Source organism: Comamonas sp. JUb58, assembly GCF_004364775.1.
Lineage (GTDB): Bacteria > Pseudomonadota > Gammaproteobacteria > Burkholderiales > Burkholderiaceae_C > Comamonas.
This window is the reverse complement of sequence record NZ_SOAL01000009.1, coordinates 66,074-88,016: the sequence shown is the minus strand read 5'-3', so window position 1 is coordinate 88,016 and position 21,943 is coordinate 66,074. Positions and strand designations below refer to the sequence as shown.

20 protein-coding genes are annotated in these 21,943 nt (G+C 65.8%); 10 read left to right on the top strand and 10 right to left on the bottom strand.

The features are described from left to right. Positions 1 to 82 precede the first annotated feature (82 nt). A complete protein-coding gene (locus tag EDF71_RS11430; RefSeq protein ID WP_133856715.1) occupies positions 83 to 979 on the bottom strand; it encodes a MaoC family dehydratase N-terminal domain-containing protein in 897 nt (298 codons plus the stop codon). A gap of 221 nt (positions 980 to 1,200) precedes the next feature. On the opposite strand from EDF71_RS11430, the gene EDF71_RS11425 reads away from it, so the two are divergent. From EDF71_RS11425 to EDF71_RS11400, 6 genes are all read left to right on the top strand, one after another. Further along, positions 1,201 to 2,106, top strand: a complete 906-nt coding sequence (locus EDF71_RS11425) for an SDR family NAD(P)-dependent oxidoreductase (protein ID WP_133856821.1) — start codon at positions 1,201 to 1,203, stop codon at positions 2,104 to 2,106. Positions 2,107 to 2,397: 291 nt separating this feature from the next. Continuing rightward, a complete protein-coding gene (locus EDF71_RS11420) occupies positions 2,398 to 3,291 on the top strand; it encodes a MaoC/PaaZ C-terminal domain-containing protein (protein WP_133856714.1) in 894 nt (297 codons plus the stop codon). Next, positions 3,288 to 4,556 carry an acetyl-CoA hydrolase/transferase C-terminal domain-containing protein gene (locus EDF71_RS11415; protein WP_347876666.1) on the top strand — a complete coding sequence of 423 codons (1,269 nt, stop codon included), beginning with the start codon at positions 3,288 to 3,290 and terminating at the stop codon, positions 4,554 to 4,556. Before EDF71_RS11420 ends, EDF71_RS11415 begins: the two co-directional genes overlap by 4 nt. Positions 4,557 to 4,580: 24 nt before the next feature. Beyond that, positions 4,581 to 5,777 carry an acetyl-CoA C-acetyltransferase gene (locus EDF71_RS11410; protein ID WP_133856713.1) on the top strand — a complete coding sequence of 399 codons (1,197 nt, stop codon included), beginning with the start codon at positions 4,581 to 4,583 and terminating at the stop codon, positions 5,775 to 5,777. Between the two features lie 44 nt (positions 5,778 to 5,821). Then, positions 5,822 to 6,811 (top strand): tripartite tricarboxylate transporter substrate binding protein, encoded by a 990-nt coding sequence (locus EDF71_RS11405; protein WP_133856712.1) that lies wholly within the window; start codon positions 5,822 to 5,824, stop codon positions 6,809 to 6,811. 11 nt (positions 6,812 to 6,822) lie between these two features. Beyond that, positions 6,823 to 8,340, top strand: coding sequence for a class I adenylate-forming enzyme family protein (locus EDF71_RS11400; RefSeq protein WP_133856711.1), 1,518 nt, complete (start codon positions 6,823 to 6,825; stop codon positions 8,338 to 8,340). Here EDF71_RS11400 and rraA read toward each other — a convergent pair. From rraA to EDF71_RS11365, 7 genes are all read right to left on the bottom strand, one after another. Beyond that, the gene (gene rraA / locus EDF71_RS11395; RefSeq protein ID WP_243854265.1) at positions 8,331 to 8,846 is read right to left on the bottom strand and encodes a ribonuclease E activity regulator RraA; all 516 of its coding nucleotides are present in this window, start codon (positions 8,844 to 8,846) and stop codon (positions 8,331 to 8,333) included. The two genes, EDF71_RS11400 and rraA, sit on opposite strands and share 10 nt — an antisense overlap. Beyond that, positions 8,846 to 9,844, bottom strand: coding sequence for a tripartite tricarboxylate transporter substrate binding protein (locus EDF71_RS11390; RefSeq protein WP_133856710.1), 999 nt, complete (start codon positions 9,842 to 9,844; stop codon positions 8,846 to 8,848). The genes rraA and EDF71_RS11390 overlap by 1 nt, the downstream gene beginning before the upstream one ends. A gap of 25 nt (positions 9,845 to 9,869) precedes the next feature. Beyond that, positions 9,870 to 11,870: an aconitase family protein gene (locus EDF71_RS11385; protein ID WP_133856709.1), complete on the bottom strand. Its 2,001-nt coding sequence runs from the start codon at positions 11,868 to 11,870 to the stop codon at positions 9,870 to 9,872. Positions 11,871 to 11,949: 79 nt separating this feature from the next. Then, the gene (locus tag EDF71_RS11380; protein ID WP_133856708.1) at positions 11,950 to 12,876 is read right to left on the bottom strand and encodes a LysR substrate-binding domain-containing protein; all 927 of its coding nucleotides are present in this window, start codon (positions 12,874 to 12,876) and stop codon (positions 11,950 to 11,952) included. Positions 12,877 to 12,972: 96 nt separating this feature from the next. Continuing rightward, complete coding sequence (locus tag EDF71_RS11375; RefSeq protein ID WP_133856707.1) at positions 12,973 to 13,803, bottom strand: TlpA disulfide reductase family protein; 831 nt, start codon at positions 13,801 to 13,803, stop codon at positions 12,973 to 12,975. 132 nt (positions 13,804 to 13,935) lie between these two features. Continuing rightward, positions 13,936 to 15,375: an NAD-dependent succinate-semialdehyde dehydrogenase gene (locus EDF71_RS11370; protein WP_133856706.1), complete on the bottom strand. Its 1,440-nt coding sequence runs from the start codon at positions 15,373 to 15,375 to the stop codon at positions 13,936 to 13,938. Positions 15,376 to 15,457: 82 nt separating this feature from the next. Then, positions 15,458 to 16,666: an ABC transporter substrate-binding protein gene (locus EDF71_RS11365; RefSeq protein WP_133856705.1), complete on the bottom strand. Its 1,209-nt coding sequence runs from the start codon at positions 16,664 to 16,666 to the stop codon at positions 15,458 to 15,460. A 534-nt stretch (positions 16,667 to 17,200) separates the two neighbouring features. Here EDF71_RS11365 and EDF71_RS11360 point away from each other — a divergent pair. Genes EDF71_RS11360 through EDF71_RS11345 form a run of 4 tightly spaced genes read left to right on the top strand, consistent with a single transcriptional unit; the run spans position 17,201 to position 20,414 of the window. Beyond that, positions 17,201 to 17,566, top strand: coding sequence for a Zn-ribbon domain-containing OB-fold protein (locus EDF71_RS11360; protein WP_133856704.1), 366 nt, complete (start codon positions 17,201 to 17,203; stop codon positions 17,564 to 17,566). A gap of 15 nt (positions 17,567 to 17,581) precedes the next feature. After that, positions 17,582 to 18,775 carry a thiolase gene (locus EDF71_RS11355; RefSeq protein ID WP_133856703.1) on the top strand — a complete coding sequence of 398 codons (1,194 nt, stop codon included), beginning with the start codon at positions 17,582 to 17,584 and terminating at the stop codon, positions 18,773 to 18,775. A gap of 23 nt (positions 18,776 to 18,798) precedes the next feature. Next, positions 18,799 to 19,959 carry an acyl-CoA dehydrogenase family protein gene (locus EDF71_RS11350; RefSeq protein ID WP_133856702.1) on the top strand — a complete coding sequence of 387 codons (1,161 nt, stop codon included), beginning with the start codon at positions 18,799 to 18,801 and terminating at the stop codon, positions 19,957 to 19,959. Then, positions 19,956 to 20,414: a PaaI family thioesterase gene (locus EDF71_RS11345; protein WP_021027471.1), complete on the top strand. Its 459-nt coding sequence runs from the start codon at positions 19,956 to 19,958 to the stop codon at positions 20,412 to 20,414. The genes EDF71_RS11350 and EDF71_RS11345 overlap by 4 nt, the downstream gene beginning before the upstream one ends. Positions 20,415 to 20,813: 399 nt before the next feature. On the opposite strand, the gene minE is transcribed toward EDF71_RS11345, so the two are convergent. Both minE and minD read right to left on the bottom strand, forming a co-directional pair. Continuing rightward, positions 20,814 to 21,071, bottom strand: a complete 258-nt coding sequence (minE, locus tag EDF71_RS11340; protein WP_021027472.1) for a cell division topological specificity factor MinE — start codon at positions 21,069 to 21,071, stop codon at positions 20,814 to 20,816. A 5-nt stretch (positions 21,072 to 21,076) separates the two neighbouring features. Next, on the bottom strand, positions 21,077 to 21,889 hold the full coding sequence (gene minD, locus EDF71_RS11335) for a septum site-determining protein MinD (protein WP_133856701.1): 813 nt from the start codon (positions 21,887 to 21,889) through the stop codon (positions 21,077 to 21,079). Positions 21,890 to 21,943 lie beyond the last annotated feature (54 nt).

The following is a 21,943-nucleotide window of genomic DNA, read 5'->3' as shown; positions in this document are numbered from 1 at the left end:
TGGGTCTGGCGTTGGGGGTGGCGGCGCTGACAGCGTCTGCGCCACCCGCCGGTGTTGGGGAAAGCGTTGTTGGTCTGCGCGCTCAGCGGATCTTGGCGGTGGCCTGCATCGTGAGCCAGCCCTCGTGGTCATGCGCCCAGAGCTTGATGGTCTTGCCATCGTCCTGGGGCTGGCCCAGCACGGTGAAAGGATGCAGATCAAAGGTGGGGCGGATGGCCTTGAACGAGAAGTCGGTCAGCACCGCATCCGGCGCATTGCGGCGCAGCAGATCGACCAGCAAGGTCGCAATCAGCGGACCATGCACGATCAGGCCGGGGTAGCCCTCTTCCTGCGTGACATAGCTGCGGTCGTAGTGGATGCGGTGGCCGTTGAAGGTGAGCGCCGAGTAGCGGAACAGCATCACCGGGTCGGCATTGATCTCGCGCTTCCAGGCGGCCTGCGTCTCGGCGGCCGTGGGCGGGGGCACCGGGTCGCTGGGTTGCGCTGCGGCGCGGTAGACGATGTCATGCTCTTCGGTCAGCGCCAGGCCCCGGGCATTGCTATAGCTGTGCTGCACCAGCACAAACAGCAGCTCACCCGAGCGGCCCACCTTGTGGTCCACCGAGGCGATGCGCGATACGCGCTCCAGGCTCTCGCCAATGCGCAACGGGTTGTCCGCCTGCCACTGCAGGCGGCCGCCGGCCCACATGCGGCGGGGCAGCGGCACCGGGGGCAGAAAACCGCCACGCGCGGGGTGGCCATCGGGCCCCAGCAGGCTTTGCCGCGCCATCGGCAGAAAGTTCATCCAGTGCCACAGCGGCGGCAGGCTGTCGCCGTCCTGGGCCGGGAGGTCATCGCGGTCCAGGGTGGCTGACAGACCGGTCACGGCCGTGCGGGCCACCAGGTCCTGCATGGTCTCGGTCTTGTGGATCCAGCTTTGCAAATGGGCGACCTGCTCGGCAGAGAGCGAGGCGGCAGAAGGTTCAGGGGTTTGCGACATGGTGGCACTGTCGCAGGCTCGGCCCCCCAGCGCAATCGCAGAGATTGGAACCTCTCCTTTTACAGCGGTGAAGACAAAGGGTTAGCCCTGGTTTTTGAACCTGCGGTTTCAGTTTGCCAAAGCCCTGCCTACGCATTTGCGAATTGGCAATGCGCTTCATGGACGGCATGCTGGTGGTATTCATCTACACACAGCTCCAAGGAAAAGCAGACATGTCCACCATGCTCGAAGGCAAAGTCGTTATCGTCACCGGTTCTGGCGGTGGCATCGGCCGTGATATGGCCCTGGCCATGGCCAAGGAAGGCGCCAAGGTCGTCGTCAACGACATCGGCACCTCCACCACCGGTGAAGGCCATGACGACGGCCCCGCGCAAAAGGTCGTCAACGAGATCAAGGCCGCCGGCGGTGAAGCCGTCGCCAATACCGACAGCGTCTCGGATGCCAATGCCGCCGCCAAGATCGTGCAGTGCGCGCTCGACAGCTTTGGCAAGCTCGACGGCATCGTCAACAACGCCGGCATCCTGCGGGACCGCTTCTTCCACAAGATGAGCGTGGACGAGTGGGACGCCGTCATCAAGGTCCACCTCTACGGCAGCTACTACGTGGCGCGCGCTGCGGCCAACCACTTCAAGGAGCAGGAGAGCGGCGCCATGGTGCACATGACCAGCACCTCCGGCCTGATCGGCAACTTTGGCCAGGCCAACTACTCGGCCGCCAAGCTGGGCATCGTCGCGCTGTCCAAGAGCATTGCGCTGGACATGGCCAAGTTCAATGTGCGCAGCAACTGCATCTCGCCCTTTGCCTGGAGCCGCATGATCGGCTCCATCCCCACCGACACGCCCGAGCAGCAGGCCCGTGTGGACAAGCTCAAGCAGATGACCCCCAACAAGATCGCGCCGCTGGCCGTCTACCTGCTGAGCGAGCAGGCCAAGGACGTCAACGCCCAGGTGTTTGCGGTGCGCAATAACGAGATCTTCCTGATGAGCCAACCGCGTCCCCTGCGCTCGGTGCACCAGGGCGAAGGCTGGACGCCTGAGGACATCGCCTCGCATGCGATGCCGGCGCTGAAATCTTCGTTTGTGCCGATGGAGCGGTCGGGCGAGGTGTTTAGCTGGGATCCGGTTTAAGAGGCATCCCCCTGAGCCGCTGCGCGGCTTCCCCCTTCTCTCACGCTTCGCGTGGGAAGGGGGACGGCACCCTCCGGGCGGGGCGGCGCGGCCGGCTAGGCCCTTCGTCGGTGCCTGTTAGTACGGTAGCGCCAGTTTTTACGCGCAGTGCACAGTGGGCGTGTTGATGCTCGAACAACGAAGCTCGATGGGTGTGCTCTGACCGTTTCAAGGAGGTCCCCCGGTGGCCTCGCAAAACATCCAACACACAGTGCACTACGCCGCACAACAACAACCCCAGAGACAACAACCATGACCATCAACTACCAGCAACTCAAGGCCCGGCCGTTTGCGCCGGTGCACCAGGATTATTCGCAGCGCGACACGATGCTGTATGCGCTGAGTCTGGGGGTGGGCAATGATCCGCTCGATACCCGCAATCTGCCGCTGGTCTACGAGGGCATGGCGCAGCCGCTGCAGGCGCTGCCGACGATGAGCTCGGTGCTGGGCTATCCGGGCTTTTGGGCCAAGGAGGCGGATACGGGGATTGACTGGGTCAAGCTGGTGCATGGCGAGCAGCGCACCACCATCCACCAGCCGCTGCCGGTGGGGGCCAAGGTGGTGGGCAAGACGCGGGTTACGCGCGTCATCGACAAGGGCGCGGGCAAGGGCGCGATTGTGGTCAGCGAGCGCAGCCTGGAAGGCGAAGACGGCACGCGCTATGCCACCTTGGAGCAGGTCACCTTCTGCCGCGGCGATGGCGGCTACAGCGAAGCGCTGGGCGGCCAGCCCAGCGATGCCTCGCTGCCGGCACTGGCGCCCACGCCCGATACGGCACCGCGCTGGACCTATACCCACACTATCCGCCCCGAGGCCGCCCTGCTCTACCGCCTGATGGGCGACTACAACCCCCTGCATGCCGACCCGCAGGTGGCGCAAGCCGCTGGCTTTGACAAGCCCATCCTGCACGGCCTGGCCACCTACGGCATGGTCTGCCATGCGCTGGTGATGACTGCTTGCAATGGCGATGCCAGCCTGCTGCGCAGCATGCATGCGCGCTTCTCGTCGCCGGTGTTTCCGGGCGAGACCTTGCGCACCGAGGTCTGGCAGGAAGGCGATGCGCTGCAGTTCCGTGCGCTGGTGGTCGAGCGCGGCATTGTCGTGCTCAGCCATGGCAATGCCAGCTTGGCTGCCGCCCAGCCATGAGCATGGCCCAAGGCCGGCAGATAGCGCTGGCAGACCTGGACCTGGCGCAGTTCATCCGTGCTGGCGACAGCATCGTCTGGGGCCAGTCGGCCGCCGAGCCGCTGTCGCTGATCCAGGCCTATGTGGCCCAGCGCCAGCGCTTTGCGCGCACCAGCGTGTTTCTGGGCATTGGCGGCGCCAACACCCTGCAACCCGCGCATGCCGATGCCATCGATATGCGCGGCTATGCCGCCGGTGGCTCGCACCGCACGCTCGGCATGGCCGGTGTGCTCGATCCGATTCCCTGCCATTACTCGCAGATTCCGCAGCTGATCGCCAGCCGCCGCATCCCCGTCGATGTGGTGTTCGTCCAGGTATCACCGCCCAATGCCGATGGCGACTGCAGCCTGGGCCTGGCCCATGACTACCTGGTCACCGCCATGCGCCATGCGCGCTGCGTGATCGCCGAGGTCAACGCCGATGTGCCCTGGGTGGCGGGCGCCAGCCTGCGCCTGGCCAATGTGAATGCCTGGGTGCAGAGCGACCAGGCCGTGGTCGATGTGCCCGCCGGCAAGATTGGCCCCGCAGAAGAGGCGATTGCGCAGCTGATCGCCAGCCGCGTGGAAGACGGCGCCACCTTGCAGCTGGGCATTGGCAACCTGCCCGATGCCGTGCTGCAGGCGCTGCAAGGCCACCGCGATCTGGGCGTACACAGCGGCACCATCGGCGACCGCGTGGCCGACCTGGTCGACGCCGGCGTCATCACCAATGCGCGCAAGGGCATCGATGCGGGCACCAGCGTCACCGGCCTGTTGATGGGCAGTGCCCGCACCCGGCGCTGGGCGCATAACAACCCTGCACTGCGCATTGCCGGCACCGACTACACCCACAACGCCCGGGTGCTGGGCCAGACCCAGAAGCTCACCGCCATCAACTCGGCGATCGAGGTCGATCTGACGGGCCAGATCAATGCCGAGGTGGTGGCAGGCCAGTACCTGGGCGCGGTCGGCGGCGCGATGGACTTTTTGCGTGCCGCTGCCGCCTGCGATGGCGGTCTGCCGATTGTGGCGCTGCCCTCCACCGCCAGAGGCCAGTCGCGCATCGTCGCGCAGCTGTCCGGCCCGGTCTCCACACCGCGTGCCGATGCCGGCCTGATCGTCACCGAACACGGCATCGCCGACCTGCGCGGCCTGAGCCTGGGCCAGCGCCTGCGCGCCATGCTGGCCATTGCCGCACCTGAACACCGAGACCTGCTGGCGGCCCAAGCGCGCCAGCAGCTGAATTGACCCCTTTTTTCTGGAGAGAAAGCCATGCGTAAAGCCGCCATCGTCACCCCTTTGCGAACCCCGGTGGGCACCTACGGGGGCAGCCTGCGCCCCGTCTCGGTCGAGGACCTGGCAGCCACCACCGTGCGTGCCGTGGTCGAGCGCAGTGGCATCGACCCCAGCCGCATCGACGATGTGGTGTTTGCCCAGTCCTATGCCAGCAGCGAAACGCCTTGCGTGGGCCGCTGGGCCGCGCTGCAGGCCGGCCTGCCGGTGGAAGTGCCGGGCATGCAGCTTGACCGCCGCTGCGGTGGCGGCCTGCAAGCCGTGGTCACCGCCTGCATGATGGTGCAAAGCGGCGCCGCCGATGTGGTGATCGCTGGCGGTGTGGAGAGCATGAGCAATATCGAGTACTACACCACCGATATGCGCTGGGGCAAGCGCGCTGGCAGCGTCACCATGTATGACCGCCTGGACCGGGGCCGCGAGCGCTCGCAACCGGTGGAACGCTTTGGCGTCATCTCCGGCATGATCGAGACCGCCGAGAACCTGGCACGCGACTACGGCATCAGCCGCGAAGAGGCCGACGCCTTTGCGCTGCGCAGCCACCAGCGCGCCGCCGCCGCCTGGCAGGCCGGCCGCTTTGATGCCGAGGTGGTGCCCGTCAGCGTGCCGCAGAAAAAAGGCGAGGCCACCCTGTTCAGCCGCGACGAAGGCTTCCGCGCCGATGCCACGATGGATTCGCTGGGCAAGCTGCGCGCCTTGATGAAGGGCGGCACCGTCAGCGCCGGCAATGCCAGCCAGCAAAACGATGCCTCGGCCGCCTGCCTGATCGTTGCCGAAGACAAGCTCCAGGAGCTGGGCCTGACGCCGATGGCCAGCCTGGTCGGCTGGGCTGCTGCCGGCTGCGAGCCCTCGCGCATGGGCATTGGCCCGGTGCCCGCCGTCAAGAAGCTGCTGGGCAAGCTGGGCCTGACGATGAACGACATGGACCTGGTCGAAATCAACGAGGCCTTTGCCTGCCAGGTGCTTGCTGTCCTGCAGGGCCTGGAATGGAACGATGCCGAGCGCCTGAATGTGAACGGCTCGGGCATCTCGCTGGGCCACCCGATTGGTGCCACCGGCGTGCGCATCCTGGCCACCTTGCTGCATGAGCTGGACCGCCGCAAGGGCCGCTATGGCCTGGAGACCATGTGCATCGGCGGCGGCCAGGGCATTGCCGCCGTGTTCGAGCGCTACTGAGCGCCCGCCCGCCCCCACCGCTTACAAAAACCAGGAGACAAGACATGACCCTCATCCACCGCCGCGGCCTGCTGGCCGCCACGGCCGCCGCCGCTCTCAGCCTCTGTACCCTTGCCCAAGCCCAAGGTGGCCTGGGATCGGGCGCGCCGGTGCGCCTCATCGTTGGCTACTCGGCCGGCGGCCCCGTGGACCAGGGCGCACGCCTGCTGTCCATCGCGCTGTCCAAGGAGCTGGGCAGCACCGTCGTGGTCGACAACAAGACGGGCGCCAACGCCACCTTGGCCGGCAACGAAACCTCGCGCGCCAACCCCGATGGCCTGACCCTGTGGTTTGCCGCCAGCCCCACCATCACCATCAGCCCCAATGTGATGCGCAAGATGCAGTTCGACCCGGTCAAGGACCTGACCCCGATCGCACCGGTGCTGAGCTACTACAACGTGCTGGTGGCCAACAACAACGAGCCCTTCAAGACCACGCAGGCGCTGGTGGACTATGCCAAGGCCAACCCCGGCAAGCTCAGCTATGCCTCGGCCGGCGTGGGCGGCTCCAACCACCTGGGCACCCTGCTGTTTGCCAAGCGCAGCGGCATCGAGTTGAACCATGTGCCCTACCGGGGCAACGCACCGGCGATGACCGATGTGATGGGCGGCCAGATCAACATGATGATGGACATCATCAGCACCGCCGGCACCTACATCCACGGCAAGAAGGTGACCCCGATTGCCGTGACCTCGCCCCAGCGCAACCCGGCCCTGCCCGATGTGCCGACCTTTGCCGAAAGCGGCATCGAAGGCCTCAAGGGCTTTGATGTGGGTGGCTGGTATGCCGTCTACGGGCCCAAGGGCATGTCGCCCGAGCTGCAGATGCGCCTGAACAAGGCCATCAACGCCGCGCTGGCCCAGCCCGAGCTGAAGGCCAAGTACAAGGAGCTGGGCTATGACGAATGGACGGGCAGCCCCCAGACCCTGAGCGAACGTGCCGCCAAGGAACGCCAGATGTGGTCCACCGTGACCCAGGGCATTGTGGTGGACTGATAGGACCCAAGATGGAATTTCGCATTCACCAGTTTCTGGACCGCTGGCTGCAAGAGGCCCCGGACCGGCCCTTCATCTACCTGCCCGATCGCACCCTGAGCTATGCCGACCTGGGCCGCCTGGTCGATGCGCTGGAGGCGGAGCTGCGCGCGCTGCAGGTACGCAGCGGCGACCGCGTGCTGGTGGTCGCCGAGAACTGCCCCGAGCATGCCGCCCTGCTGCTGGCCTGCAGCCGCGTGGGCGCCTGGGCCTGCGGCGTCAATGCCCGCATGGCCCCCGGCGAGGTGCGCGGCTTTGCCGACAAGGCCGATGCGCGGGTGGTCTACTTCACCGACCGCGTCTCCAAGGCCGCAGCCGCCCATGGCGAGCGCTATGGCACCAGCCCCTCCTGCGTGCCAGGCCTGGCCCATACGGCGGTGCGTGCCGATGCGCGCGCCGAGCCTGAGCCGGATGGCAATCCAGTGGCCGCCATCATCTTCACCTCCGGCACCACCGGCACCCCCAAGGGCGTGCTGATGAGCCAGCGCGGTGTGGCGCACTTTGCCCGCGTCTCGGCCCAGTCGCGCCGGCTGGGGCCGGATGACAAGGTCTATGCCTTTGTGCCGATGACCCATATCTTCGGCCTGGGCACCGTGCTGCTGGCCTCGCTGTCGGCGGGGGCCGCGCTGGAGATGCGCAGCCAGTTCGAGCCCGCCGACCTGCTGGACGCGCTGGCCCAGCATGGCATCACCCAGCTGCAAGGCCCGCCCACCTTGTTTGCGCGCCTGCTGCAGTACTGCGAGCAGCATGGCATCCGCCAACCCGCTGCACCGCATCTGCGCTACCTCTACACCGGCGCCGGCCCGCTGGATCTGGCGCTGAAAACCAAGGTCGAGGCGCTGTTTGGCCAGACCCTGCACCACGGCTATGCGATGAGCGAATACGCTGGCTCGCTGCACCTGACGCGCATCGACGAGGCGCGCAGCGACACCAGCGCTGGCTACTGCATCGATGGCGCGGAATTGCAGATCGTCGATCCGCACAGCGGCCGGCCACTGCCGACCGGCGAGCGGGGCGAGATCTGGGTGCGTGGTACAGGCCTGATGCCCGGCTACTTCCGTGACCCCGAGGCCACGGCCGCAGCCTTGCGCGACGGCGGCTGGTATGCCACTGGCGACCTGGGCGAGCTGCATGCCGATGGCGCGCTCTTCGTCGTGGGCCGCCTCAAGGAGATGATCATCCGCTCGGGCTTCAACGTCTACCCCAGCGAGGTGGAGCATGCACTGGGCAGCTTCCCCGGCATCCAGCGCGCCGCTGTCGTGGGCCAGAAGGAGGCCGATGGCAACGAGGCCGTGATCGCCTTTGTGGTGCAGGATGCCCGCCATCCACCGGACCTGGATGCCTTGCAAGCGCATTTGCGCGAGCACCTGGCGCCCTACAAGCGGCCGGCACGCATCATCGCCATCGATGAGCTGCCGGTGAACGCCAATGGCAAGGTGATGAAGCGCGAGCTGCAGGCCCGGCTGGAGGCCGAGCAGGCTCAGGCCTGAGGGGCCACGACGACGCCGTCGGGGTCCATCACCAGGTAGTCCCCCGGCTGTAGTTGGGCACCGCCCAGCTGCAGCGCCAGCCCCAGCGCCCCGCCGCCGTTGCCGGTCCCCCGCAGCGGCGTGCGGCCCAGTGCAAACACCGCCAGGTCCATGCGGGCCAACACCTCCGTATCGCGCACCGCGCCATAGACCAGCAGGCCCGCCCAGCCGTGGTCCAGCGCGATGCGCGCCATGCGGTCGCCCAGCACGGCGACCCGCAGCGAGGCCCCGGCATCGACCACCAGCAAGCGCCCGCCACCGGAGGTCTCCAAGGTCTGGCGCAGCAGGCCGGCATCTTCGTGGCAGCGCAAGGTCTGGATACGGCCGCTGGCGGATGCGCGCCCGCCATAGGACTGCCAAGCCGCCTCGCACAGCTGGGCGGCGCTGCCCAGTTGGTCGCAAAGGTCGGAGCTGCGGGTGGGCAGCGACGGCGGCACGTCGGCTGCTGGAGCCGTTGCCATCGCCATCAGTCGATCCTCGCGCCCGAGAGCTTGACCAGCTTCTGGTGCTTGGCCAGCTCCTCCTGGAAAAAGGCTGGTGCCTGCGCCGGCCCCTTGTCCAGCACCATCAGGCCCTGGCCGGCGATGGCGGTCTGCGCCTCGGGCGAGGCCAGTGCGGTCTTCATGGCCGCAGCGTACTGGTCGACGATGGGCTTGGGCAGGCCGGCCGGGCCCACCAGTGCAATCCAGGCATCAAAGCTGTAGCCGGGCACGCCCGCCTCGGCCAAGGTGGGCACATCGGGCAGCGCGGCCGAGCGCTGCGTGGTGGACAGCCCAAGGGCACGCAGGGTGCCGGCCTTGATCTGCGGCAGCGCCTGCGACACCGACACAAAGGCCACCTGCACCTGGCCGCCCATCAGGTCGGTAATCAGCGGCCCGGTGCCCCGGTAGGGCACATGCTTGATGTCGATGCCGGTCTCGGCAATCAACAGTTCGCTGGCCAGGTGCAAGGTGCTGCCATTGCCGGCCGAGCCGTAGTTGAGCGTGCCGGGGTGCGCCTTGGCATAGGCACGCAGCTGGGCCAGGTCCGTTACCGGCAGCTTGGCGTTGGCGACCAGCACTAGCGGCACGGTGGCCAGCACCGCAATCGGCGTGATGTCGCGCAGGCTGTCGTAGGGAATGGTCTGGTAGATGCCGGGGTTGATCACATGGTTGGACGAGATCATGCCCAGGGTCAGCCCATCCTTGTGCGCCCGCACCACCTGGGCGGTGCCGGGGATGCCGCCGGCCCCGGCAATGTTCTCGACCACCACCGGGTGCCCGGTGATGCGGCCCAGGCCGGGGGCCAGCGCGCGGGCCACAGCATCTACGGTCGATCCTGCGGCCAGCGGGACGACCATGCGGATGGGCTTGTCCGATGCGGCGGGCTGCGCGCTGGCCGGGCCCGAGGGGAGCCACAGCGCAGCGGCCAGCAGCGGCAGCATGGCGAGCAAGCGGCGCTTGCTGGGTGGGTTTGCTTTTTTCATCGTTGTCTCCTGGTCTCTTTTTTTCTCAGTAGGAAAAGCGGCGTCTCAACTCCTCAAACGACATGAGCTCACCGGCGATGGCACTGGCCGCCACGGTGGCGGGGCTGGCCAGCCAGACGCTGCCCGGCCCGCCACGGCCGGGAAAATTGCGGTTGATGGCGCTGACCGTCACCTGGTCGGCACGCTCCGAGCCGCCTGGGCCGCAGTTGCCGCAGGCCCCGCAGGAGGGCTGCAGCAGGCGTGCGCCCACGCGCTCAAAGGCGTCGAGGTAGCCGGCAGCGGCGCAGTGGTCGCGCACGGCGGTGGTGCCAAACTGCAGGAACAGCTGCACGCCGGGTGCCACCTTCAGGCCGCGCTCGGCAGCCCAGTGCAGCACCTGGTGGTAGTGCACAAAATCCTCGCGCTTGCCAGCAGTGCAGGAGCCGCCGTAGGCAATGTCGATGCGCAGCGGCGCAGTGATCGATGCCAGCGGCCGGCCATTGCCCGGATCGCCCGGACTGGCCACCATGGCGGGCACCGCAGCGCAGTCGATGTGGATGGTCTGCGCATAGTCGGCGCCCGGGTCGCTGTGCATCCAGTCCTCCAGCACCACCTCGATGCCGCGCCGCTCGCGCAGAAAGCGAACGGTTTCGGCATCGGGCGCGACGATGCCGGTGAAGCCACCCAGCTCGGCCGTCATATTGGTCAAGGTGGCGCGCTCATCGGTACCCATCTGCGCGATGGCCGTTCCGCAAAACTCAAACACCTTGCCGACGCCACCACCGGCGCGGATCAAGGGCTGGGCCAGCAGGTGCAGCACCACATCCTTGGCGGCCACACCGGGCGCCAGCGCACCATCGAGCACAATGCGCAGGCTTTGCGGCAGGGTCAGGCGCACGGCACCGGTGACAAAGGCATTGGCCATGTCGGTGGTGCCCACGCCAAAGGCCACGCAGCCCAACGCACCGCTGTGCGTGGTGTGCGAATCGGTGCCCACCACCAGCTGGCCGGGCAGCGCATGGCGCTCGGTCATCATCGCGTGCGAGATGCCCGCCACATTGCTGCCGTCATCACGCATGGCCTCGTCTTCCGTCAGGGTGCGGTAGCTGTGCAGGCCATAGTCGGCGGCAAAGCTGCGCTGGGCCTGCACCATGCGCTGCACATTGGGCACCAGGCCGCCGCGCACATGGGCGGGGCTCTCCTGCACATAGGAGGTGTGGTCCTCAAACACCAGGATCGATGCCGGGTCGTTGAGCGCCAGCGGGCGGCCCAGGCTGGCATGCAGCATGTGCGCGGCCATGCCCGTGTAGTACTCGTGGATAAAGCGCCAATCGGCCCGCACAAAGGCGCCATCGCCAGCAACCGGCTGGGCCGGGGTAACGGCCGTGGCCAGTGCATGCCGGGCGACGATTTTCTCGAACAGGGTGCGCGGCTGGGTGGTCGGCGCTGGTGCGGGCTGCGCTGCGCTGGCTACGTCTGCCACATTCGCCAGATGCGCGCGACCAAAGGCCAGCAGGCCACCTTGCACCAGGATGGCGGCGGCCAGCGCATCGCGCCCGGCCAGCAGCTCTTGCCAGGCAATCGCCTCACCCGCGGCAATGCGCGGGACCAGGCTGAGGTCGGTCGAGGTGATCAGGCCGATGTTGTCGGCGTTCTGGCGGTAGATGCGCTCAAAGCTCTCGGCAATCACCAGCCGCACGCCGGCCAGCTTTTCGGCCATGGGGCTGTGCTCGCGCGAGGAGCCCTTGCCGTAGCGCTTGCCAGCGACCACAACCTCGATGCCGCTGCCCCGCATCGCACCGGCTGCAATCGGGAACACACCGCCTGCCTGGAAGCCGCTGTAGGGGTAGTGGCCCAGCGCATCGTCAAAGTGCGTGAGGATCGCGATCGGCGTGATCTCGTCGGTGGAGACATCGTCGCGCAGCGGCTGCGCTGCCGCCAGGGACAGCTGTTCGCCAGCCAGCACCTGCTGCACGCAGGCGGGGTTCTGGCTCAGGTACAGGATGCGCGGAGAAAAATGGAGTGCCGTGGGGCCGTTGCTTTGCATGCCCCATCATCGCGATGTCGCCGCGCAGCCAGAAGCGCTAAGACAGCACAGGGGATAGCGCAAAAATCGATAACCGGGATTACCCGGGGAGCTGCTCCCCACCGCCTTGCAGCACCTGCAGCAGGGCCTGGGTGGTGCGCAGCTGCGGCTGGCGCCGCAAGGCATACAGGTGCAGCTCACGCTGCGCCCAGGGCTCGGCCAAGGGCCGCAGCACAAAGCCGGCCGAGCCGCCATAGGCCGCCACGGCGCTTTGCGGCACAACGGCAATACCCAGGCCGGCTTCGACCATGCGGCAGACGGCATCAAAGCTGCTGAGCGAGACCTCGGGGTTGAAGCGCTGTTGCAGCGCCTCGGCGCGTTCGTGCAGCATGCGGTCCAGCGCGCCGCCCTGGTGCACACCGATCAAGGGATGGGCCAGCAGCTGCGCAAAATCAACGGTGCCATGCGCAGCCAGCGCATGGCCCGGCGGAATCACCACCTGCAGCGGATCGCTGGCAAAGTACCAGGCATCCAGCCCCGAGGCCGGCGGCACGGCCACACCAACGCCTACATCGGCGCGGTCATCCAGGCAGGCGCGCAGCACCTCGCGGGTATCGGCCTCGTGCAAGGAGATGCGCACATGCGGATAGCGCGCGCGGAACTGCGACAGCTTCTCGGGCAAAAAGCCCACCACCGCCGACATATTGGCGTAGAGCCGCACGGTGCCGCGCACCTCGTCGCCCTGCTCCTGCACCTCGCGCACGAGGCCTTGCAGCTCCTCATCAATCTGCATGCCCCGCTCAAACACCCGGCGACCGGCTTCCGTCAGCACCACGCCGCGCGGCGAACGCACCAGCAAGGCCGTGCCAAAGGCATGCTCCAGGTCCGACAGGCGCCGGCTGAGCGCCGATGAGGCAATATGCTCGGTCTCCGCAGCCCGTGCGATCGAGCCCGAGCGCGCCACGGCGATGAACAGCCGCAGGCTATAGGTGTCCAGGCGTCTGACGGGCGGGCGGTTGGCGGTCATGGTGGGGGGTGGAGGTGGGCAGCCGCCAAGGATAGCGCGCCAACACCATCTAGGCGGCGATACCCGAGCGCGCGGCCGCCGTGCGCGCCCGCGCTGTCATCGCAATGCGCTAGCGCTGGCCGGCACGATCTGCTGCATGAAGTCGTTCAGGCTGGCGTGGGAGAGCTCGCCCACGCGCTGGCCCTGCAGCTGGCCGTTCGCGTCATAGAACAAGGTGGTGGGCAGCGCACGGCTGCCAGCGACTACGCCCATGCTGTTGCGCGGGTCCAGCAGCACCTGGCCATCGGGCAGGCCAAAGCCGCGTGCGGCCTTGAGCACCACCTCGGGCGCCTCTTGCTGGTTCACCCACAGAAACTGCGCCTGCGGGTAGCGCTTTTGCGCCTCCAGCAGCGCCGGCATCTCGCGCACGCAAGGGGTGCACCAGCTGGCCCAAAGGTTGATGACCACGGGCTTGCCCTTGAACTGGTCGAGCACATGGGTTTTGGCATCCAACGCCACCAGCGACAGCTGCGGCAAAGCCTTGGCGCTGGAGGAGAAGTGGTAGACCAGGGCATTGCCACCCAGCCACAGCACCGCAAACAGCGCCGCCGCACCTGCCAGCGGCTGAACCACCGCCTTTTTGCGCAGCCACAGCCACCAAACGTAAACAACCGTCACCGCCAGCGCCGCCCAGGGCTCCCAGCCCCCATCGCGCACATTGAACAGCGACAGCGGCTGCGCCAGGTACTCATCGGCATAACGCGCCACAAAGCCCAGGCGCGCTGCGACCAGCGCCAGCAGCGGCAGCAGCCAGGCATGCGGCGTGGTTGACAGACCCCGCTGCCGCGCCCAGCGCGCCAACAGCACATCGGCCAGCAGCCATGCCAGCATCAAAATGACCAAACCCCAGGGCAGTGAAAACGGCCCGAACTGCAAACTTGCGCTCATCGTTGTATTTTTAAACACAGAAGGCACTGGTGTGGAGGCACACCAGCGGCGAATCTGCTGTCTGAATACCTGACGCGGCGTTTGGTTCCATGGCCGGCCTCGCAACAGGGGCCAGCCATGGGCGGGTGGGTCTTACTGGTCCTCGCTCACCAGCTTGATATTGCAGTAAGCCTGCAGCCCTTCAATACCGCATTCCGAGCCCCAGCCGCTTTCCTTGACGCCGCCAAAGGGCGCCTCGGCCATGGAGATGTTCAAGGTGTTGATGCCCAGCATGCCGGTTTGCACGCCGTTGGAGAGCTGCTGGCGCACGGCGCTGTCCTGCGTGAAGGCATAGGCGGCCAGGCCGTATTGCAGGCGGTTGGCGCGCTTCAAGGCTTCGTCCATGTCGGCGATGGGATTGATCAGCGCGACGGGGCCAAAGGGCTCCTCGTTCATCAGGCCGGCGTCTTCGGGCAGGTTGCTGATGACAGTGGGCTCCCAGAAGAAGCCCTTGCCGGGCATGCGCTTGCCGCCGGTGTGCAGGGTGGCGCCCTTTTCTTGCGCATCGGCGATCAGGCGGGTCAGCGCCTCGATGCGGCGCGGATTGGCCAGCGGGCCCATCTGGCTGCTCTCGTCCAGGCCATTGCCGACCTTGAGCTTCTTGGTGCGCTCGACAAAGGCGGTCACGAAGCTGTCGAACACATCGCGGTGCACATAAAAGCGCGTGGGCGAGATGCAGACCTGGCCGGCGTTGCGGAACTTGCCGGCGACCAGGGCGTCAGCGGCCTTGTTGATATCGGCATCCTTCCAGACGATGACCGGCGCATGGCCGCCCAGCTCCAGGGTGGCGCGCTTCATGCTCTTGGCGGCATGCGAGGCCAGCATCTTGCCCACGGCAGTGGAGCCGGTGAACGAGAACTTGGCCACCTCGGGCTGGTCGAGCAGGTAGCCCGATACCTCGGCCGGCACGCCAAACACCATGTTCAGCACACCGGCGGGCAGGCCGGCATCGTGCAGCACGCGCACCAGCTCCTGGGCGGTGGCGGGGGTTTCCTCGGCGGGCTTGAGCACCAGCGTGCAACCCGCAGCCAAGGCGCCGGCGATCTTGCGCGCGGGCGTGATGGCGGGGAAGTTCCAGGGTGCAAACGCAGCGCAGACGCCGACCGGCTCATGGTGCACGGCGATGCGCTGGGTCGGGGTCTTGCCCGGCACCAGGCGGCCATAGTTGCGGCGGCCTTCTTCGGCGTACCAGTCGTAGGTGTCAGCGGCGGCCAGCACTTCGAGCTTGGCTTCGCGCACGGGCTTGCCCTGCTCCAGGGTCATGCAGCGGGCGATGTGGTCGGCACGCTCACGGATCAGGCTGGCGGCCTTGCGCAAGATGTCCGAGCGGGCCAGCGGCGAGGTGCGCTTCCAGCCTTCGAACGCGGCGTTGGCGGCCTGCAGCGCAGCCTGCAGATCGGCCGGGCTGGCATGGGGCAGCTGGCCCAGCGTGGACTCGTCCAGCGGGTTGATGACGGGCTCGCTCTTGCGACCGTCGGCGGACAGCCATTGGCCGTTGATAAACAGTTGCAACTGTGGATAAGCTTGGGACATGCTGGGCTCCTGCAAGGGGTTTGGAATGCATAACGCGGTCTTTCAGCGCTGAAGACCGCGTTGCCTGTGGATAAGTATGTGGTTACTTCTTCACGAAACCACACTTGCCGTCGGCCATGGGCCGGAACGCCTGGTCACCCGGGATGGTGGCCAGCACCTTGTAATAGTCCCAAGGGCCTTTGGATTCCTCGGGCGACTTGACCTGCACCAGGTAGAGGTCGTGCACCATGCGGCCGTCCTCACGCACATGGCCGTTCTGGCTGAAGAAATCCTCGATCTTGTTGGACTTGAGGTACTTGGTGACGGCGGGGCCGTCGTCGGTCTTGATCGCGGCCACGGCCTTCAGGTATTGGGTGACAGCCGAGTAGGTGCCGGCATGCACCATCGAGGGCATGGTCTTCTTGCCCATGCGCTCAAAAAAGCGCTGCGAGAAAGCGCGCGTCTCGGGGGTGCGGTCCCAGTAGAAGGCGGTCGCAAAGGTCAGGCCTTGCGCGGTCTTGAGGCCCAGCGAATGCACGTCCTGGATGAACATGAACTGCGGCGCCACGGTCTGCTTTTGCATCAGGCCAAACTGCTTGGCCGACTTGATCGCATTGATGGTGTCATTGCCCGCGCTCACCAGGGTGACCACCGAGGCCTTGGACTCCTGCGCCTGCAGCACGAAGGAGGAGAAATCGCTGGCATTGAGCGGGAAGTTGGTGCGGCCCACGATCTTGCCGCCGCCCTTGCTGACGATATTGGTCACCGTCTCGGCGCCAGCCTTGCCGAAGGCATAGTCCACCGCCATGATGTACCAGTCCTTCTTGCCTTTTTCCAGCATCGCATGGGCCACGCCGCTGGCCATCGCATAGGTGTCGTAGGTGTAGTGGATGCCGGTGGGGATGCAGGCCTCGCTGGTCAGCGCGTCCGATGCGCCGCCCGAGGTCAGCACCAGCTTGTTGCGCTCCTTGGCCAGGTTGTAGACGGCCATCGCAACGGCCGAGTTGTTGAGGTCAACCACCACATCCACGCCATCGGTATCGAACCAGGTGCGTGCGCGGCTGGCGCCGACATCGGCCTTGCCCTGGTGGTCGGCAAACACCACCTCGATCTTCTTGCCCCCGACCGTGCCGCCAAAGTCCTCCACCGCCATGCGCGCGGCCTCCAGCGAGCCGCGCCCTGCGGTATCGGCATAGGGGCCGGACATATCGCTGAGCACGGCAATCTTGACGACGTCGTCAGAGATGCCCTGCGCTTGCGCGCCCGTGGTGCAGCTTGCGGCCATCGCCAAAGCCAGCGCGGTCATTTTCATGGTCTTGTCTCCGGTTTTATAGAAAGCGTTTGACAGACGATGCTAGAGATTTCTGGCCCGCCGGTTTCTGCATTTGCCAAGCGCCGCCTTAGCCTGTGCCAAAGCCTAGAAAACCCTAAGAGCGTGTTGACGACCTCTGCGCAGCCGCGTTGGAGTGCAATCGGAGTGAGTTCAAAGGCCAGGAAAGCAGCTTTCGTCGGGGTTTAGCGAGAGCCGGCGCGCCGAACCTGGCCGATTCCACTCCAACCCTTCGGGCCAGTGCCTTTGCGGCCGCCCGGGCAGGGGCGGTCTGCGTCGTTGCAGCGCTTGCCAATAGCTGGCTATTGGCTGCGCGCTGCGCCTAGCATCCCATCCCGCAAAGACACTGTCGCGGCGCGAGGAGGTCGTCATCACGCTCTCACCATTCCACCCAAAACTGCTGTCACCCAGGTTCGTCAAGCGCGGCCAAACCCCCTCTTCGGCAACCAATAATTGCGTGCAGCAGGCAATGGGGCCATGCTTCAGCATCCGCTATCTCCTCAGAAAGATTCCGCAATGACACCCTCGATGTCAAGCCAGTACCAGGCTGCATTGGATACGGGCAGCTTCCAGATTCAGCGCTGCAAGGCCTGTGCCCAGGCCATCTTCTACCCCCGTGAGCTGTGCCCGCATTGCGGCAGCGATGCGCTGGCCTGGGAGCAACCCAGTGGCAAGGGCACGGTCTACTCGACCACGGTGATCCGCCGCAAGGCCGAGGCCGGTGGCGACTACAACGTTGCGCTGGTGGACCTGGCAGAAGGCCCGCGCATGATGAGCCGCGTCGAAGGCATGGCGCCCGCCGATGTGAAGATCGGCATGGCCGTGCAGGCCGAGGTGATCGAGCACAACGGCAAGGGCCTGGTGGTGTTCAAAGCCGCATAACAAGAGGGATAAGACATGGCACAAGTACATACCAGCAGCGGCCTGCGCGCGCTGCGCGGCAAGGCCGCCATCACCGGCGTGGCCACCTATGGCTGCGGCGAAGCCCCAGGCTCGGACGACATGCTGCTGCTCGCACGCGCTGCCCATGCGGCCGTGGCCGATGCCGGCCTGACGATGCAGGACATCGACGGCCTGGCCACCTGCAGCGTCAACGCCACCATGTGGCCCATGCCGGTGATCGAGCACCTGAGCATCAACCCGAACTACATCAACGGCACCATGGTGGGCGGCTCCAGCTTTATCGCCCACCTGCTGCCCTCGATCATGGCTTTGGAGGCCGGCCAGTGCAAGCATGTGCTGGTCTGCTACGGCAGCGCCCAGCGCTCGGCCGCCTTTGGCCGCAAGGAGTCCACCGCTGCGCGCAAGTTCATGGACCCGCAGCCCTTTGAGCACCCCTTCGAGCCCACGATGCCGGTGGCAGCCTATGCGATGGCTGCGGCGCGCCACATGCACCAGTACGGCACCACGCGCGAGCAGCTCGCGGCCGTGGCCGTCTCGGCCCGCCAGTGGGCGCAGAAGAACCCCGAGGCCTTCATGCGCGATCCGCTGACCATCGAGCAGGTGCTGGGCGCCCGCATGGTGGCCGATCCCTTCACCGTGCGCGATTGCTGCCTGGTGACCGATGGCGGCGGCGCCTTTGTGCTCAGCCGCGCCGAAGACGCCCAGCGCGGCCCCAACGCGCCCATCTATGTGCTGGGCAATGCCACGGCCTGCTGGAACCGCCAGATCTCGTCGATGCCCGACCTCACCGTCACCGCTGCCAGCCAGTCGGGTGCACAGGCCTTTGCGATGGCAGGCCTGACGGCGCAAGACATGGATGTGGTCGAACTCTACGATGCCTTCACCATCAACACCCTGCTCTTCCTGGAAGACCTGGGCTTTGTCAAAAAGGGTGAGGCCGGTGCCTTTGTCGCCAGCGGTGCGATTGCACCGGGCGGCAGCCTGCCGGTCAACACCAATGGTGGCGGCCTGTCCTGCGTGCACCCGGGCATGTATGGCATCTTTGCGCTGATCGAGGCGGTGCGCCAGCTGCGCGGCAACTGCGGCGAGCGCCAAGTGGCGGGCGCCCAGCTGGCACTGGCCCATGGCAATGGCGGCACCTTGTCCAGCCAGGCCACGGCGATTTTGGGCACGGCGGCAACGCTCTAAAGCCCTGCAACAGAGAACATTCCATGATCCGAGACCAAGAAACCCTGGACGCGCTGCTCGACAGCGTGCGCCGCTTTGTGCGCGAGCGCCTGGTGCCCGCCGAGAACGAAGTCGCCGAGACCGACGAGATCCCCGAAGCCATCGTGCAGGAGATGCGCGATCTGGGCCTGTTCGGCCTGACCATCCCTGAAGCATTCGGCGGTCTGGAGCTGACGATGGAAGAGGAAGTGCATGTGCTGCTGGAGCTGTGCCAGACCTCGCCCGCGTTTCGCTCGGTGATCGGCACCACGGTGGGCATCGGCTCGCAAGGCATTCTGATGGATGGCACCGATGCCCAGAAGGCCGAATGGCTGCCACGCCTGGCCACCGGCGAGGTGATCGCCTCGTTTGCGCTGACCGAGCCAGAAGCCGGCTCGGACGCGGCCTCCTTGCGCACCACCGCCGTCAAGCAGGGCGACCACTACATCGTCAACGGCACCAAGCGCTTCATCACCAATGCGCCCCATGCCGGCATGTTCACCCTGATGGCGCGCACCAACCCGGCCGACAAGGGCGCCGGTGGCGTGTCCTCCTTCATCGTCGATGCCAAGAGCCCGGGCATCAGCTTTGGCAAGTACGACAAGAAGATGGGCCAGCGCGGCGCCCACACCTGCGACGTGATCTTTGACAACGTCAAGGTGCCTGCGGCCAACCTGATCGGCCTGCAAGAGGGCCGGGGCTTCAAGACCGCGATGAAGGTGCTGGAAAAAGGCCGCATCCACATCGCCGCCGTGGCGGTGGGCTGCGCCAAGCGCATCCTGCGCGATGCGCTGCAGTATTCGCTGGAGCGCAAGCAGTTTGGCCAGGCGATCTGCGACTTCCAGCTGGTGCAGGCCATGCTGGCCGACAGCCAGGCCGAGCTTTATGCCGCGGAGTGCATGACCATCGACGCGGCACGCCGCCGCGATGCAGGCCAGAACGTCTCGACCGAGGCATCGAGCGCCAAGATGTTTGCCACCGAGATGTGCGGCCGCGTGGCCGACCGTGCGGTGCAGATCCTGGGCGGCTCGGGCTATATGGCCGAGTACGGCATTGAGCGCTTCTACCGCGATGTGCGCCTGTTCCGCCTCTACGAGGGCACGACCCAGATCCAGCAGATCATCATTGCGCGCAACATGGTGCGCGAAGCCAAGGCCGCCGCATGAGCACCACCCCGCCGCGCCAGCAGCTGAGCATCGAGGACCTCAACACCCGCGTGCCCTTTCTGCGCCTCATCGGCGCCCGCCAGGATCCGAACTTTGAAGACGGCATCGTGCGCGTGCACCTGCCCGACCTGCGCGAGGAACTGTGCAACCAGCTGCCCGCCGCGCATGGCGGCATTCTGATGACCCTGCTCGACGTGGCCATGTCCCGCGCCGCCGTGCTCGCCCCCGGCGCGCCGTCCAGCACCGCCGTCACCGTCGAGATGTCCTCGCGCTTTATCTACCCGGGCCGTGGTCCCCTGGTTGCCGAAGGCTGGGTCATCAACCAGGGCCGCTCGCTCTGCACCTGCCAGGCCAACATCTACGACGCCAACCGCCGCATCCTGGCTACCGCCCAGGGCACCTTCAAATACTGGAAAGCCCACGCCTACGACAACACGGCCGAGCCCAGTGCATAACTGAGGGGAAAAGCACCGGCATGTGCATAGTTTTGTGGATAAGACACCCACTTACCCACAAACCTCCAGAAATCCACCGACTTACCCCCAACGAAAACGCGACCCGAAGGTCGCGTTTGTTTTTGGAGAACGGAAACCAGGATGGTGATTCCGATTACGGTATTCAACAGCAATGTCGGCAGCCCACAGAGCGCCCCGAACCACCCACCCACCCCAATGGCGAGATGGGCCCGCAGGCTAGGCGTGGCGCCGCAGACAATACTTCGGTATGGCAAGGCGCCACAACAACGCATGCGGGCCCATATCGCCACCCCAAAACGAAAACTGCCAAAGCCCCAAAATCACCAGCATTCGCCGCAACACCCATGCACGACGGACAAACACCCCAGACCTAGAAACTTACTTGTCTGGCAGCTCAATCTTGACTTCTAGAACTTCAAGATTGTCCTGTCGTTCCAGATTGACACGGACGTCATCTGGGTTGATGGAGACGTACTTGGCAATGACAGCCATCAGCTCTTTTTGCAGAGCAGGGAGGTAGTCTGGCTGGTTGTTGCTACGCCCCGTGCGCTCCCGCGCCAAAATAATCTGCAGCCGCTCCTTGGCGACCGACGCGGTCTTCTTCTTTTCACCCAAAAACAGGGACAGCAAGGACATTGAACTTACCTCCCAAAAATGCGTTTGAAGAAACCAGGCTTCTGCGCATCGGTAAAGCGCATAGGCTTGTCTTCACCCAAAAAGCGTGCCACCACATCCTTGTAGGCTTCGGACACATCGGTCTGGCTCAGGTTGATCGCAGGGGTGCCCTGGTTGGAGGCCTGCAGCACTGACTCCGACTCGGGAATCACGCCGATCAGCGGAATGCGCAGAATGTCCTGGATGTCTTCCAGCGACAGCATCTGGCCGTCCTGCACCCGGTTGGGGTTGTAGCGCGTGATCAGCAGGTGTTCCTTGATGGGATCGCCACCATCGACGGCACGCTTGGTCTTGGAGCTGAGCATGCCCAGGATGCGGTCCGAGTCACGCACGGACGACACCTCGGGGTTGGTGACCACCAAAGCCTCATCGGCAAAGTGCATGGCCATCAGCGCGCCGCTCTCGATACCGGCGGGCGAGTCGCAGACGATGTAGTCAAAGTCCATCGCCGCCAGGTCCTTGAGGATCTTCTCGACCCCGTCCTGCGTCAGCGCATCCTTGTCGCGCGTTTGCGAAGCGGCCAGGATGTAGAGGTTTTCCAGTTGCTTGTCCTTGATCAGCGCCTGGTTGAGGTTGGCCTCACCCTGGATCACATTGATCAGGTCATAGACCACACGGCGCTCGCAGCCCATGATCAGGTCCAGATTGCGCAGGCCGACGTCAAAGTCGATCACCGCAGTTTTGTGGCCGCTCAGTGCCAGTCCGGCCGCAAAGCTTGCACTGGTGGTAGTTTTTCCAACTCCGCCCTTGCCGGAAGTTACAACGACGATTTTTGCCATCTTTCGATCCGATCCCTTTACGTCCTCAAATGTCCAAAGCCCTGTGCGGGCCGT

Excerpts from the sequence above, each read along its gene's own strand:
- EDF71_RS11430 (WP_133856715.1), bottom strand. The coding sequence starts at position 979 with ATGTCGCAAACCCCTGAACCTTCTGCCGCCTCGCTCTCTGCCGAGCAG.
- EDF71_RS11425 (WP_133856821.1), top strand. The coding sequence starts at position 1,201 with ATGCTCGAAGGCAAAGTCGTTATCGTCACCGGTTCTGGCGGTGGCATC.
- EDF71_RS11420 (WP_133856714.1), top strand. The coding sequence starts at position 2,398 with ATGACCATCAACTACCAGCAACTCAAGGCCCGGCCGTTTGCGCCGGTG.
- EDF71_RS11415 (WP_347876666.1), top strand. The coding sequence starts at position 3,288 with ATGAGCATGGCCCAAGGCCGGCAGATAGCGCTGGCAGACCTGGACCTG.
- EDF71_RS11410 (WP_133856713.1), top strand. The coding sequence starts at position 4,581 with ATGCGTAAAGCCGCCATCGTCACCCCTTTGCGAACCCCGGTGGGCACC.
- EDF71_RS11405 (WP_133856712.1), top strand. The coding sequence starts at position 5,822 with ATGACCCTCATCCACCGCCGCGGCCTGCTGGCCGCCACGGCCGCCGCC.
- EDF71_RS11400 (WP_133856711.1), top strand. The coding sequence starts at position 6,823 with ATGGAATTTCGCATTCACCAGTTTCTGGACCGCTGGCTGCAAGAGGCC.
- rraA (WP_243854265.1), bottom strand. The coding sequence starts at position 8,846 with ATGGCGATGGCAACGGCTCCAGCAGCCGACGTGCCGCCGTCGCTGCCC.
- EDF71_RS11390 (WP_133856710.1), bottom strand. The coding sequence starts at position 9,844 with ATGAAAAAAGCAAACCCACCCAGCAAGCGCCGCTTGCTCGCCATGCTG.
- EDF71_RS11385 (WP_133856709.1), bottom strand. The coding sequence starts at position 11,870 with ATGCAAAGCAACGGCCCCACGGCACTCCATTTTTCTCCGCGCATCCTG.
- EDF71_RS11380 (WP_133856708.1), bottom strand. The coding sequence starts at position 12,876 with ATGACCGCCAACCGCCCGCCCGTCAGACGCCTGGACACCTATAGCCTG.
- EDF71_RS11375 (WP_133856707.1), bottom strand. The coding sequence starts at position 13,803 with ATGAGCGCAAGTTTGCAGTTCGGGCCGTTTTCACTGCCCTGGGGTTTG.
- EDF71_RS11370 (WP_133856706.1), bottom strand. The coding sequence starts at position 15,375 with ATGTCCCAAGCTTATCCACAGTTGCAACTGTTTATCAACGGCCAATGG.
- EDF71_RS11365 (WP_133856705.1), bottom strand. The coding sequence starts at position 16,666 with ATGAAAATGACCGCGCTGGCTTTGGCGATGGCCGCAAGCTGCACCACG.
- EDF71_RS11360 (WP_133856704.1), top strand. The coding sequence starts at position 17,201 with ATGACACCCTCGATGTCAAGCCAGTACCAGGCTGCATTGGATACGGGC.
- EDF71_RS11355 (WP_133856703.1), top strand. The coding sequence starts at position 17,582 with ATGGCACAAGTACATACCAGCAGCGGCCTGCGCGCGCTGCGCGGCAAG.
- EDF71_RS11350 (WP_133856702.1), top strand. The coding sequence starts at position 18,799 with ATGATCCGAGACCAAGAAACCCTGGACGCGCTGCTCGACAGCGTGCGC.
- EDF71_RS11345 (WP_021027471.1), top strand. The coding sequence starts at position 19,956 with ATGAGCACCACCCCGCCGCGCCAGCAGCTGAGCATCGAGGACCTCAAC.
- minE (WP_021027472.1), bottom strand. The coding sequence starts at position 21,071 with ATGTCCTTGCTGTCCCTGTTTTTGGGTGAAAAGAAGAAGACCGCGTCG.
- minD (WP_133856701.1), bottom strand. The coding sequence starts at position 21,889 with ATGGCAAAAATCGTCGTTGTAACTTCCGGCAAGGGCGGAGTTGGAAAA.